This window comes from Lacrimispora xylanolytica, assembly GCF_026723765.1.
GTDB lineage: Bacteria > Bacillota > Clostridia > Lachnospirales > Lachnospiraceae > Lacrimispora > Lacrimispora xylanolytica.
In genome coordinates this window covers 2,297,267-2,310,506 of sequence record NZ_CP113524.1, presented here as the reverse complement: position 1 = coordinate 2,310,506, position 13,240 = coordinate 2,297,267, and the positions used below count along the sequence as shown (strand labels likewise).

The window sequence follows — 13,240 nt, the reverse complement described above, 5'->3', positions numbered from 1 at the left end:
TACTACTCCTAAATTTTGTCAAACAAGTCGTTTAATACAGAAAAATTGGTTTTATTTTCTTCTTTCTTCTTTATGGCCAGAAGTATAGAATCTTGATCTTGAATAACATTTTTGAATCCTTCCGGAGATATAATCTGATCCCCTCCATCTAATAATTTGTTTTTACGTAATAGTTCATTCGCAATTTCCGGATATACATGTACTTTCAATACATTGAGCATTGTTTCCAGTTTCTTTTTAAGCTTCTGATTTTCTTCAAGTAATTCATTTTGAGTATTATGTAGTTGTTCAATCTTCTTCTCGTTTTTACTGTTTACTTCTCTTGATTTCTTTAATTCTTTAGTGGCAGATTGAGCCTTTTTTATATTATCAACTGCATAATCACAAATATCAGAGTAATAAACATCTCTTTCTGCTAAAGCACTTCGTAAACTATAAATATCATTGTTTCTTTTAAGGAAGTCATTAATATCAAGACTTTGAAATACAATCGTATTATTGTCTAAAGATTGGGAGATTTGATTACTCCCTTTTAATTCTTTGATATAGTTGGCTACTTCCTTGTTACGCCTAAGATCGTATTCTTTTATTGAAAATCCTTTTTCTTCAAGATAAGAGGCTATCATTGCATATTTTAACTTTTGTGGATTTCTATCACATCGTTCAATCCAGTATTCATCAATTATAGGTAATATATTTTCATTGATTTTCTTTGGACGCGCCATGGTTACTCCTCCTCTCCTCTTCCCAGCCTTTTACCAATTTTTGCATATAATAAGATTCGTACTGATTAGAACTTGCTTCTAATCGCATATAAGCCGATTTTACATCTTCTTCATAACCCATGTTTTTCCGGTACTTTTCAAGGCTGTTGATAAAAAATTGGAGTTCTTTATCTATTTTAGATTTGTAAATATCATCGTTATCTAAAAAGTATGACATTTGATTTTTGCGATAATATGGGCAATTAAAACAGTAACCAATTTCTCCATTGTCCCCCACTACTTTTTTACAATCAGAGATATAAGAATTAGCAAAGGCGATAGAATAACATCGTCCAGAATTTTCAAGTTCAACATAAGTATTTCTTTGTTCGATTTTTGCTGATGGATAATAATTAGTACCTAAGATGTACTCACTGGTTTCTTCCAGCATTGTTTTATATTTCATATAAGTACGACATTCAATCATATTACTTAAATTGGCATAATAATGTGAGCTGATATCAATACTTGCATGTCCAGCAAGAAGCATTGCCATAGTAGGAGTTCCACCTTCCGCTATGATATTGATCATTGCAATATGCCGGGTATCTCCAAGATAAATGTACTCAATGTCATTATCTCCAAGAGTGTATTCAGTTGTATCACTCCCTTTTATCACCTGAAAGTGCAGCATTTTTGATAATATTTCAAGATAAAACAGACGTAAGCAACAGCTTAAGTTTGTATAAGTGTAAAAGCGGTTATTTTTATGTTTAGGTTGCCTGAATTTTGCAAAATGTGGATCCGTGCGAAATAATGTATCGAGATCATTTGCTTCATATATTTCTGTTAAGTCAATATATCGTACAATTTCTTCCTTAAGTGAATCAGGGATTGTATACAACACCTCCGCATAATCTTGGTTGATGTTATAATGAACTTTTCCTCCGGTACCTTTTAACTTATTTCGTCTTAACTTTATCTGAGTCTTTCCATTTTCATCAGTCATCAGACAAGCTCGTGGTGTTAAAAGAAATTCTCTGGGTCTGAGGGGAATAACTCCGGTTATTTTCCACCACAGATAAACAGGATAAAAAAACAGACGGTCCTCTGTACTAATATTTTTACCCCAATATTCATTTAATAACTTATCAAATCTAAAGTAGCTCTGGAACTGAGATAAGCTTCTTCGGTTTATTGAGTATTCCTTGAAATTAATATCCACAAGTTCTTCAATATAACCAATTACTTCATCTCGTCGATCCGGGTCCACACATGGCAACATGCTTAGAAATTCAGTCATATGATAAGGCAATTTATAGTTTGGAAAAGAATCAAGGTCATCACGAAAAACATATTTTAAAAACATTTTCATATCATTAACTATGTTTTGCAATGTAATCAGTACTCTTTTTCCAAGTGTTAGTATAATATAAGTTTTTTGGTATTGGATAAATTGAGCAAATGTAATTCCAAAGATTGATTCCCATTTTCGTTTATAAAACAATTGTGAGAAATTAAAACGAATTCCTACGTTTGAATATTCATCATGTAACTGCCATCTTACATCTTGAAATTGGCAATTAGATATAACGCCTTTCTGTTTATAAATTTCAAATAAATCCATAGCGGACTGTATACTGGAAGAATCCAACTCTTGTTCAATAAGTATAGGTTCGTATAGCGCTTCATTTTGTTTATTAGCCAGGGAATTCATCTAAAATCTCCTTAATCATTTGAATATATTCTGTTAATGCCTGGTCGCTATACTCAGCAGATATAATTGAAAAAATCTCACTTAATGATGGAGCAACCGTTTCTTTTATTAGCAAGGTATATTTTTGTTTAAGATGTTCACTAACTGCTTGATCCCGTAAGGCCAGTAGTCGTTGAAATTCTTTTACTAAAGTAAATACAGATGCTTTGGTTGTGATTTCATATGGACATCCAATACACTGTTTTGAGTCTTTGAATGGACATTGCCTATTCATTGCAGTCATTAAGCACAAAAAGTCGGTAGACTTTGAAGCTGCTCTTCCTGAACCAATATTGTGGAGAATATTTAGAATTTCGTTAACTCTTCTCTCTTGTGATTCTATTGGAAGTATTCTGCTGACAATGCTTTTTGCAGATTCGAAAGAACTGTCCAACGCCGTAACAAAGGTATCCGATTCCCATACTGATAAGCCAACTTCTTTAATTAACTGGGTTTGTTTAGAGACATTCAGCTTTTTATATTTGCCTTCCGTCACAATGTTAAGAAGCATGGATACTACAAAAGAACAGACTCCTCTTTCTAAGAGTTCTTGAGCTATCTGTTCCGCAGAATATCCGGAAAATGCTGCATCCTTTAAATAAATCTCCGTAGTCTTACAGAATTCTCCATAAGAGCCTTTATGGGAGCGTGCCAATGCTGCTAGCATATAGCCTTTTGCATGTGGTTGCTGAGTATATGATGTCTCTCCTTCTAAAATAGTATCACCTAATAATTCGATTGCCTGCATATAGGCTTTATTTGCACTTCTAGCTCGGAAATCATTTTCCAAGAATAGGTTTCCAACATCCTCTCCTAAATACCTGGTAATTGCTTCATAATCCTTCACCGGTGTAATAAATACAGATTCACTTTGTTTCCTTTGGTGATGAGACTCAGAAATAATAAACATCATTCCGAATAACTCCATGCTGCTTTCTGGAATCATCAATTTGATATCAGAAATATTTGAATGGGAAGCAGTTTTTGAAGGCGTTATTGGGCGACTTTTCAATTGCCATAACACGCTGTTTACTGCAAGCATTGCAGATTTTGTATCGAATGTATCATCAATGATAGACTGTAATATTTCATCTGGCGTTTGCCGGAGCCTGGGGTGAGGAATTCTGATTATATCGGTATCTCGTAACGCACTAATACAATGTAATGCTAAATATATCCAACAGTTAGCAACTCCAGGTGTTCTAGCTGCATGGATAAAGAGATTATTTTCCTGAATATATGATGGATTAAATATATAATAGACCATTTGTAGAATTGTATCGCTGTCATATGCATTTGTTTTATTTGCGTTTAATCTTCTACGCGCTAATTCGAAATCAAGAGTAAAATTAGTATTATGCATTTTACGTATCCAAGACAAAAAATAGATCAGCTGCTTTCCAATATAAAGTGGCAGTTTTTCACATACTGTTTGAACAAGTTTTTCTATTTCTTGGTTATTATATAAATGGATATCTTTCTCCAAAATATATAGTAAAAAATCATTAATCATGTACTGTTCATTTTCATCAAGGTCATACTCTATGTAAAATGAAGTTAATACATTTGCTGTAAGTGGGTATTCTTCTTTTAAAAGCTGTAATATTATTTCCACTTTCTCTGGCATTGTTTTTCTGCAATGTTCCAAGAAAAATTGAATATTAGACTCCATTTTGGAAACATCATTATCAGAAAATAAAAGTTCTGTCTCATCTCCTACATTAGAAACGCTAATTTCTATTCCATACCACTCGTTATCAATCAAAATCGCAACGATATCTCGTAAGAAATTTTGCTGATCACCTTCTGCTATATTCCGTCTATTCATTTGCTCTAACAAATAGGATTTTAAGCTGATATTCCTATTCATAATTAAAATCCCCTTTTGGTATCATTTTATCAGAACTGTATTTTAGGAAGTCAAAAAGCTCATCATTAATATACCTTAATTGTTTCTGTAACTCCCCTTTGTTTTGTAAGTATGTCAGTGCACTCTCCGGGCTTTTATCACCTCTCCAGAACTGAAGGCCAGCTACGTCTTCTCCATAAGTACATAATTTTACCGTAAACCAGTGTCTCAAGATATGTGGAGCAATATTGTGTTCTTGTAAATCATGGGCATATTCAATAACTTCCTGATTATTCGATTGCAAAAGCAAAGGTATGATATCGCGTGAAAGTTGTCTGAACTTTATTCTGTAATTATCATATGTCATTGCTTTTCCTTGGTAATTAACGCTCATTGGACAAAAGTCAGTTTCAAACTTACATGTAGATAAATATTGCTTGTGTAATTCATATGCATCCATAAATGCTGATAGAAATCTCGGATAAATTTGCTGTTTTCTTTCCTTTTTAATTCGTCCTACCGGCAATAGATCTGAACGTAAATTCTTTTCTATTGTCAGATCTATAACAATACGAGTAACTTTTCCATTGGTTTTTCTTATTGTAAGACCACTCCCAAGTGGACTGCATTCCTGGCGAACATTACAAGCTTCTGATGGCCGTAAACCAGCAAAAGCACTCAGCACCATTAAGAAAAATATGTCTTTATAATGTTGTGCAGCATAAGCCAGAAAAATATGTAACACAACATCTGGTATATCTCGAAAAATAGATTTAAAATTATGGTTATATAAGACCTCAAAAGCAGGTACAAGCCTGTATTTCATTTCTCCATGACGAGTTTGATAACGTTCTTCCTTAGTAAAATCAGATACTTTCAATTTGCATTCACTCTCGCAGCTTTTCACATAACTAGTTAAAAAATCCATAATAGACGTTGCACAACGTTCAACAGTACTTTTACTATGACTACTATTTAAGCTATAGTTTGTAAAAAAATCCTGAATCATTGGTACCGTCAACTGCGTCAGACAATCAATTCGATTTACAGTATATTTTTTAATTAAAACATGATTCAAAAAGGCAATAACAAATGAGAACCGGTTATTACTGTCATCGGATATTGATTTGATCCATCTGGTTGATTTAATATGATTATGGAATGTAGTAAAAACAATTATAATATTATCTGGATCTTTAAGTACAATAAATTGTCTGGTAATCAGCTGGTCATCGTGTATAATTAGGCGGTGCCTATAAATAGCAAAATGATACCCTTCCATAGGATTAATAGGAGTAATACGACTCATAATTTCTTTACCTCAGCTTTAGTGAGAATTTTCAAAAAATGATGATAGAAATATATAGACTTATAGCCGGTAAGCAGTAAGATCTGCAGAGTATGTCACTTGATTTTTTGCGCATTTTATGGTAAGATGCAAATCAGTGATAAATATATAAGTCACCATCAGTAAGCATTAATAACTTCTTTGGTCGGGAGAGTTAATGCTTATTTTATCGTATAAATGTTCTATTAGTTTTTTAATATCATATCAGTATTATCTGAACATTTCAAGATTTTTAATATAAATCTAAATGTAGCTGTGTGCATTTAATGACTTTTATATATTCAAGTGAATTGAGGGAGTATCTTATGTCTAAAACAGAAGCAGCAATAAAATTATATGAACTATGTAAAGATATGGACATTGAAGAGACACTAGACTTAGTGTTAAATGCAGAAACACAAGAGCAACAGGATTTTTTTTCAATGCTAAGTGATTTTATATTGCAAAAAAAGCAAATGGAAGTTATTGCTCAGAAACTGTTTTAAAAATATTTCTTTATTTTCGTGATCAGAAGATGGATTTATAAAAAACAAAAAAGAGAGCATCTTTTGAGATAAATGGATATTGAGGTGACCCCTGAAAGATGCTTTCTTTATAAGATTTTGTTTTATAAATTATACCAGATTGGTTTAATTTTATTATATCAGATAAGGTTTTCTTCTTCATAGAAAAATAAAGTTTCAATTGGAACATTAAAAACTTTTGAAATATCCATAGCAAGTTTCAAAGATGGATTATATAGTCCTTTTTCTAATCGGATAATAGTTTCTCTTCGTACACCAACAATTGAAGCAAGTTCAGCTTGACTTAAGTTAAGTAGCTCTCTATTTTTTTTAATATGGGTTATTAATATAGACATAAAATTATGCCTCCAAAATCACAGAATTTTTATGTTCAATCCAAATGTAAGTGATGGTTTGGAATAATCCCACAAAACCCAATATAACAAAGATTAAATTTGAAGATATAATAATTTCCTTTTTCATTATTAATAAAAGTAACCCAGCTATCGCTATAATTATGCATATCGTATTTAATGTAATTCTTCTGGCCTCATTATAAAATGCCATAGTCATTTCATCCCAAGGATCACTTTTAACCTTCTTTAGTAGTAGACTCATAATCATAATTATTAACAAGCCTCCAGCTATGGCAGTTCCCAACATTGTTTTCTTATAAAAAGTGCTTACAAAACCCATAAATAGTAGGGCTCCATTGGATAAACCATCTGTTAACAATTCTTTTTGTATTACTGTTATTGGTTTTCTTATCATATATGGCCTCCTATGTGATATATTTGTATCATGTTACAAATATATCACATGCCAATTAAATTATCAAGTTTTTTTTATTAAATATAATGTCCTTCATCTGTCCGTTGTTTGGAAATCTCCATTCCGGTCGAAGGAAACAGTTAATTCTAGTTTTTGATAATATCCCATTAGCCCCAATTCGTTAAGGCTGCTATACCACCCGGAATTGAGTATGCCCTTTAAAGCCATTATAATATCCTTCAACACAATACATTATTTTAAATATGCCTTTATACCAGATAATACTGTTCCACAAAACCATCTTTCCCGCGCTTTAATAATACAAGTCTCTGATATATTTATTCTTTTAAGAACTATTGCCATTAAAACAGCTTGTAAAAAACGATTTACGGGACCAAGGTCTTGAATTGATAAAGATTTATCTTTTTTATTTCTGTTATAGTGTGTGTAATAATTCCGAGTATTAGATACCAAAAATGCAATAGTATCTATTTCATCATTGTCCAAAGAAAATACTACGTGTACCTCCCTTAACAAATCAATAATACGGTGTTTTAGTGCAAATGCTCTTTCTCCTTCAGGATCTATCTTTTTATATTCTGAATATATTTTCTTTGCGTTTTTTTCTCGTTCTCTGCAAGAATATGTTTCTAAAGCTTGCATTAGATTTAGAAATTGATTGGCCCAGCGAGAATGATTACTGATAACTTCAAAAAACAGATTATTTAGTGGCTCTTGCTCCTCTGAAAACCGTATCCAACTGGTCCAAATATTTTGGAAACGATCTTCTATATCTGAATAAGTAACTGGGAAAGGTAGATCCTGACTTCGTTGCACCTTATCCTTAAAATTCAAATGGTAAAAACATTCAGTATCGTTCTCATCACTAAACATGATATTGTAGCAGTCTATATTTTCTGCAGCAAAATATAGAAAAAGGTTCTTCAAAGAACACACTTTATCCCGAGCAGCTAATAAAGACATTGATTCGCTAAAGATAAATTCAACAGTAATTTTATTAATTAATTCCAACTTTTTTACAGTCTCATATTTTCGAATAACCTCAAACTTGAAATTTATAGTGCATAAATTATCTCTCACAGAAATGTGGTTTAACTCAACTGTTTCTACAAGAGCTGCATTTTGCCCACATGTTGGCTTAAAACAACAGTTCATAAACCAATTTTCCAAATCAGTATACTGGGCTTTCATTTGTTTAACTTTAAAATTTTCATTCTGATAGCATTCTCCAACGATTATTTCGTTAGGTAAAAAATAAGCTGTACACTTCTTTTCAAGCATAGTGCTATTACCTGTTATGCAATATGCAGAAATTAACGTAATTTTTTCTCCATCTATAGTACCATTAATTGTTATTGGAGAAATTTTATCAAGCTCCCCTAGCAAATCCCATTCAATGTAACAATCTAAAACAATATTTCTATCACGCTCAACTAATTTTCCAGTAAAACTTATTACACCTTTATTGGCAATCTCAAAATCGCCATATTTATTTAATACATGTGAAATATTCATAAATATTCCTCCCAAAATTCCCTTACCTTTCCTTCGACCTTATCTTTTACAAATCTTTTCCAACTCATATTACACTTATGCCGATTTCAAATTTCGGAGCATTCTGGGGGTTTTTCTTCTGCTTATTTATTGCTTAATATATTGCAGTTCCTCAGCTTTTTCAAAAGTCTCCTTATGGTTTTTCTCACTTCTACAATTAATAAGTTGGCTTTCTTCCATAAAGTACATTATCGAAGAGTACATTTTCTTACCTTCTGTTGTGCAAAGTTCAACTTCATAAATTCCTGTCTCTGAAGGAAATATAATGGCTTTGACAGTAGCTCCGTAAACAGCAATTACCCCCCAGTATTTTAAATGTACGCCAAGTAAGTCTGTTTCCTCTTCTTCTGTAAATTCAAAAAACAATTGCTTTCCAACAAGGTCATCTTCTATTAATTGATCAATTCTTCCAGAACCACTAACCGTATTAAAAGTTTGAAATACTTTAAAGGGCTTTTTGATAATTAAGGATTGGTATAATTCCGTAATTTTATTAGCGTCGTTCATAGTTATTTCAGATGTAGCATCAAATTTTATATTAAGAAATTTTTCCAAACTCAGAAGTTGATCCCAAAAATTTATAGTATCTTCAGATATTAAATTATGTTTATTTTCATCAGAATATACAATATTACTAGCCCCAATAAACCCTTTTCCCTTAAGAAATGCATTGTAAATATAATTCGCGGCAACTACATTTTCAACATATTTTTCATCTCCAATAGAAATATTTATTGTAAAACTAGCTTTTTCCTTCTCTAGATCCAGTAGACAACTTAATTTCAATGCTGAATTATCAATTGATTCGTACTTTTGTATATATATGCTGTTATTTGGTTTTCGTTGAACCAAAAGGGTAATCAAATGCCCATCACCACTTACAGTCAGTTGGAAAGGACCTGGGAATTTAGGCGGTTCAAGGAAAAACCGAATCTCACCAGTCGTAATATTTCTCATAGGAGCCTTGATAAATTCAGTGGCTTTAATTTTTTTTCCATTGACAATATAATAACCATCATCACCTGGTGAAATCTGCAGACTAATTTGTGCGTTATAAGAATAGCGCAGTAGATTGGATGGTTCTGAAAGTAAATCACTTTGAAATAAAACCTGTGCTTCAGATGGCAATATAACTTTACCTGAGTTTAAATTAAAACCATTTTCACAATTGAGGCGGCAAAAACCGTCATCAACATATATATAAGAAAATCCTTCAGGTAATTCATCACTAATTGCATCTAGCACTGCTTGTGGAGGGCGAACAGTATATTGTGGTTTTTTAATAAATGCTTCTTTGAAATTTGAAAACATTAAAAATCCCCCTTTGCATTTTCCCATACAAGAATCTTAGAAATCAATCTACTTTTTTTTTCAGAGTTCATAAGCTTAGTTTCAATTAATTCAATTAATTTTACAAAATCTTCATTTGTTTGAATAATTATATATTTGATATCTTCTAAATCAAACTCCAACCAACAACTTTTTTTTACACTAATTGCTTTATTGAGGGTAGGTAAGCTAAATATCTCAGTTTCTAAAACAGCTTGCGGAAGTTCTTCAACTGTCACATTAGGTATAAATCTCCACTCACATTCATCAGTAAAATTCTTTGGCTTTTCAGTACCATCCCTCTCCATGGTTCCCTCTATCGGTTTGAAATAAAACATTTGAGTAAGTAGATAATTTTGAGCAAAATCTTCTGTCTCACATTTTATTGCTGACTTAAATGCATTGGAAAAATCACTGTGTAATATAGAATGTGGATTAATATATTGAATTGGTTGAATTCCTTTTTGAATGCCCCATTTTTTTGAAAATGCAAGTCCATATCCTCCATAAAAAAACATGTGATCATCGATTTTATGTAAATTAATATCGCAGAAACAAATCATAGGATAGGCAACATGTAGCATATCTATATCAAGGTAATTAACAGTTTCTGGATAATATCTTGGTATCATTGATTCTTTCTCAAGTGAATCAAAGAGATATTCTGGTTCTTTAAAAAAGCGGAAAAGAGTATTAGCACTTTGCTTTGGAGGTATATAATTTTCCTCGTTCTTACGGGCCCCATCAAATGATAAGATATCTTTAGATTTCGATTCTGACATTAACATCCACCTCTGATTATAAAAGTCAATTTAATATTTGAGAGTAAGCCTCCATTTTTTATGTAAATCATCGTAATTTAAAACTTGTGCGGATAAAGTTTCTCCTTCTTTAATGAAATTAAAAATATCATCAACATATTCATTAGACAATTGGCTAATATGAATGCTACCATAATACTTATGACCATCTTTTTCAAAATTAGTAAGCACATAACCGGGGACAATACGTTCTACTATTATCTGTACAATATCCCCAGCTTTTAGATTATAATATACAGCTTTGTTAATTCCCCGATCATGTCGATTACTTACAGATAAAGCACTCTGTAAAGCATAATGTACCATCATACTCCACTCGTCAGATATAATTAATCCATCATCCCCTTTGTGTTGCCATCTGTATGATTTTGAAGCTCTTGAAAAGTTTCCAATAAGTCCAAGACGATATAGATCCATCAATACATTACTAAGGTTTTCCTCTAATATACTTCCTCTAAAGTATTGCGATACTCTTGCAGCAATATCGGTCATTGAAAATGCAACACGAAATCCGGTTAAGCATGTAATTATAGTATTGATTTGGTCAGGTGAATATAGTGCTCTCATTTCTTCTCGAATTTCATTCAAACTTTCTATTGAGTATCTTTTTTGTAACATGTCGAATGTTGTTTGATTAAATGAGGAATTTGTACTGCATAAACAAGCTTTTGCAGACAAAATCAATCTAACAATATCCCTTGGTTTACACCAACTATTGTTTAAAATAAAATTAGCAGCTTCAATATCATGTATTTTTTCTGGGAACCATTTTAAAATTAATTCACGTTCAGTTAAATCATAACCATTTTCACTTTCCGCATTTGATATTCGCTTAGATAAAATTTTTAATATAGGGTGTTCAAATGAATTTGTATTTGTGTAGTCCCAAACAAGAGGTATATCAAAACCGGATGTAACTTTATTTAACTCTTTTGTTACAATGAATCTATTAATTGCGTTAAGTATTTCTGTCCTAATTGAACAAATAATTTTTGTTTTTCCAGTTTTGAATCCAGACATAAGTGAATTTAACTTTTTCACGGTAAAAATTAAATCTCTAATCAACTTAAGATCACGTTTAAAAATAGCTTCATCGCCGTAATATGCTTCGAGCTCATCAACGAATATGTAGTACGGTTTAGAGGATCGAACAAGCTGTGGAAATAACATATCTAGTTCATCTATTATTTTTACGAATTGGCGATAAGCGTTTGTTTCTGCTGATTTCAATGAAGTAAAATCAAGTTCCGTTTCCGGTGTCATCGTTATTCCACTTCCAGGGTCGGTAAAAGGGATACGAAATTTGAGTTTTTGGGGAATGGATAGTTTTCTTTTTGTAGTTATACAAGATATTTTAGATATACCCTTTGCAAACTTTTCCCAAGTTTCATCTGTGACAAATAATCCAAATTTACATTCAATATTATCTTCCCAAATGCGTCGATAAAATAACCAACGCCAGATATATTCAAAATCCGATCCATCAATTACAACATCATCACTTATAGAAATAAACGATACCAGACGTTTGGAAATAGACTCCATTTCTTGTTTCTTTATATCTGAATAATCACCTTTAAAAAATACAAAAGATGAGCATGTGGAACAATCATCATTCTTTATATATTCATCAAGATAATATAATAAAGCTGTCTTGCCTATACCTTTATATCCTGATATAAAACAAAAAGTATCATTTATAAGGGAATTAATATCGAAATTCCTTGGTACGATAAAGCTACGTAAAAATTGATCATATCCTTCTGTATTAATTTCATCTTTAGCATCTGGTTTTCCTGCATAAATATCTTTTATTTGTGTTAAATACATAAGCTGGCCTCCTAAGTATACATTCTAATAAAATAGACGGATTATACTTATTATTTTTTATACGTTGTATTTTGGGATTTTGGTACGTAATGGGGGAATATTTAATTCATTTAGTTTAAGATTACGAAGATTATGGGCCAATCTCTAATCCATTCACTCTCTCCCATTCTTAGCCATTTAAGAAATACCCAAAGGTAAAATTCATCTGACCCGGATATAACTTCCTACATTTCCTGAAAATGAAATCTACTTTTATTATCCAGAACCATAATTCCTCCATTCCCCATTCCATAAAATATCTTTGATCAACAATTCTATTTACTTCCATATCTTACTTTTTATTGATTCAAAATCATTTCGTTCCATTTCAACTCCCATTCTTTTTTGATCTAATATAAAATAATATATCCTCTACTGAATCATCGCCATCATCGTTGTTGAACCATAACCATTCCTTTAAGTTATCAACAAGCCAGTTTTTTTCTGACAGCCTCCATATAACGGACCAGAGTTTTCCATAATCATCAACTCTACCGCTATCGGTTACAATAATTCTTCCGCTTTCAGCATCTACCGAAACATTCATCCCTTTATCAGAAAAAACCTTGGCAACAGTAGCAGATAAGACTGTTTGAGAGTACTTACTTTCCGTTATAATCTTATTAATATCTAAATCAATTTGAACTTTTAACATGTCTTACCTTTCTTCTGGAAATATTAAATCATATATATATTATACTCTCTTAACTCCCAT

12 protein-coding genes are annotated in these 13,240 nt (G+C 31.8%); 1 reads left to right on the top strand and 11 read right to left on the bottom strand.

The genetic code is table 11. The features are described from left to right. Positions 1 to 8 precede the first annotated feature (8 nt). The 4 genes from OW255_RS10915 to OW255_RS10900 are packed head-to-tail and all read right to left on the bottom strand — an operon-like array spanning position 9 to position 5,618. Positions 9 to 725: a hypothetical protein gene (locus OW255_RS10915; protein WP_268114121.1), complete on the bottom strand. Its 717-nt coding sequence runs from the start codon at positions 723 to 725 to the stop codon at positions 9 to 11. Further along, on the bottom strand, positions 700 to 2,421 hold the full coding sequence (locus OW255_RS10910) for a hypothetical protein (protein WP_268114120.1): 1,722 nt from the start codon (positions 2,419 to 2,421) through the stop codon (positions 700 to 702). The genes OW255_RS10915 and OW255_RS10910 overlap by 26 nt, the downstream gene beginning before the upstream one ends. Then, positions 2,405 to 4,330: a peptide deformylase gene (locus OW255_RS10905; protein ID WP_268114119.1), complete on the bottom strand. Its 1,926-nt coding sequence runs from the start codon at positions 4,328 to 4,330 to the stop codon at positions 2,405 to 2,407. Before OW255_RS10905 ends, OW255_RS10910 begins: the two co-directional genes overlap by 17 nt. Further along, positions 4,323 to 5,618: a hypothetical protein gene (locus OW255_RS10900; protein WP_268114118.1), complete on the bottom strand. Its 1,296-nt coding sequence runs from the start codon at positions 5,616 to 5,618 to the stop codon at positions 4,323 to 4,325. The genes OW255_RS10905 and OW255_RS10900 overlap by 8 nt, the downstream gene beginning before the upstream one ends. Before the next feature lie 344 nt (positions 5,619 to 5,962). Here OW255_RS10900 and OW255_RS10895 point away from each other — a divergent pair, with 344 nt between their 5' ends. Beyond that, positions 5,963 to 6,142, top strand: coding sequence for a hypothetical protein (locus tag OW255_RS10895; RefSeq protein ID WP_268114117.1), 180 nt, complete (start codon positions 5,963 to 5,965; stop codon positions 6,140 to 6,142). A gap of 158 nt (positions 6,143 to 6,300) precedes the next feature. Here OW255_RS10895 and OW255_RS10890 read toward each other — a convergent pair whose 3' ends face one another. From OW255_RS10890 to OW255_RS10860, 7 genes are all read right to left on the bottom strand, one after another. Then, positions 6,301 to 6,516, bottom strand: a complete 216-nt coding sequence (locus OW255_RS10890; protein ID WP_268114116.1) for a helix-turn-helix transcriptional regulator — start codon at positions 6,514 to 6,516, stop codon at positions 6,301 to 6,303. A gap of 4 nt (positions 6,517 to 6,520) precedes the next feature. After that, positions 6,521 to 6,931, bottom strand: coding sequence for a DUF2178 domain-containing protein (locus OW255_RS10885; protein ID WP_268114115.1), 411 nt, complete (start codon positions 6,929 to 6,931; stop codon positions 6,521 to 6,523). Positions 6,932 to 7,183: 252 nt separating this feature from the next. Beyond that, on the bottom strand, positions 7,184 to 8,467 hold the full coding sequence (locus tag OW255_RS10880) for a HEPN domain-containing protein (protein ID WP_268114114.1): 1,284 nt from the start codon (positions 8,465 to 8,467) through the stop codon (positions 7,184 to 7,186). Between the two features lie 126 nt (positions 8,468 to 8,593). Next, entirely contained in the window at positions 8,594 to 9,817 is a 1,224-nt protein-coding gene (locus OW255_RS10875; protein WP_268114113.1) for an abortive infection system toxin AbiGii family protein, read from the bottom strand. Then, the gene (locus OW255_RS10870) at positions 9,817 to 10,617 is read right to left on the bottom strand and encodes an abortive infection system antitoxin AbiGi family protein (protein ID WP_268114112.1); all 801 of its coding nucleotides are present in this window, start codon (positions 10,615 to 10,617) and stop codon (positions 9,817 to 9,819) included. The genes OW255_RS10875 and OW255_RS10870 overlap by 1 nt, the downstream gene beginning before the upstream one ends. Before the next feature lie 30 nt (positions 10,618 to 10,647). Beyond that, positions 10,648 to 12,486: a P-loop ATPase, Sll1717 family gene (locus tag OW255_RS10865; protein WP_268114111.1), complete on the bottom strand. Its 1,839-nt coding sequence runs from the start codon at positions 12,484 to 12,486 to the stop codon at positions 10,648 to 10,650. A gap of 367 nt (positions 12,487 to 12,853) precedes the next feature. After that, a complete protein-coding gene (locus OW255_RS10860) occupies positions 12,854 to 13,180 on the bottom strand; it encodes a hypothetical protein (RefSeq protein WP_268114110.1) in 327 nt (108 codons plus the stop codon). Positions 13,181 to 13,240: the final 60 nt, after the last annotated feature.

Coding starts and splice junctions, on each gene's coding strand:
- OW255_RS10885 (WP_268114115.1), bottom strand. CDS start 6,931: ATGATAAGAAAACCAATAACAGTAATACAAAAAGAATTGTTAACAGAT.
- OW255_RS10860 (WP_268114110.1), bottom strand. CDS start 13,180: ATGTTAAAAGTTCAAATTGATTTAGATATTAATAAGATTATAACGGAA.
- OW255_RS10865 (WP_268114111.1), bottom strand. CDS start 12,486: ATGTATTTAACACAAATAAAAGATATTTATGCAGGAAAACCAGATGCT.
- OW255_RS10900 (WP_268114118.1), bottom strand. CDS start 5,618: ATGAGTCGTATTACTCCTATTAATCCTATGGAAGGGTATCATTTTGCT.
- OW255_RS10915 (WP_268114121.1), bottom strand. CDS start 725: ATGGCGCGTCCAAAGAAAATCAATGAAAATATATTACCTATAATTGAT.
- OW255_RS10870 (WP_268114112.1), bottom strand. CDS start 10,617: ATGTCAGAATCGAAATCTAAAGATATCTTATCATTTGATGGGGCCCGT.
- OW255_RS10875 (WP_268114113.1), bottom strand. CDS start 9,817: ATGTTTTCAAATTTCAAAGAAGCATTTATTAAAAAACCACAATATACT.
- OW255_RS10890 (WP_268114116.1), bottom strand. CDS start 6,516: ATGTCTATATTAATAACCCATATTAAAAAAAATAGAGAGCTACTTAAC.
- OW255_RS10910 (WP_268114120.1), bottom strand. CDS start 2,421: ATGAATTCCCTGGCTAATAAACAAAATGAAGCGCTATACGAACCTATA.
- OW255_RS10895 (WP_268114117.1), top strand. CDS start 5,963: ATGTCTAAAACAGAAGCAGCAATAAAATTATATGAACTATGTAAAGAT.
- OW255_RS10905 (WP_268114119.1), bottom strand. CDS start 4,330: ATGAATAGGAATATCAGCTTAAAATCCTATTTGTTAGAGCAAATGAAT.
- OW255_RS10880 (WP_268114114.1), bottom strand. CDS start 8,467: ATGAATATTTCACATGTATTAAATAAATATGGCGATTTTGAGATTGCC.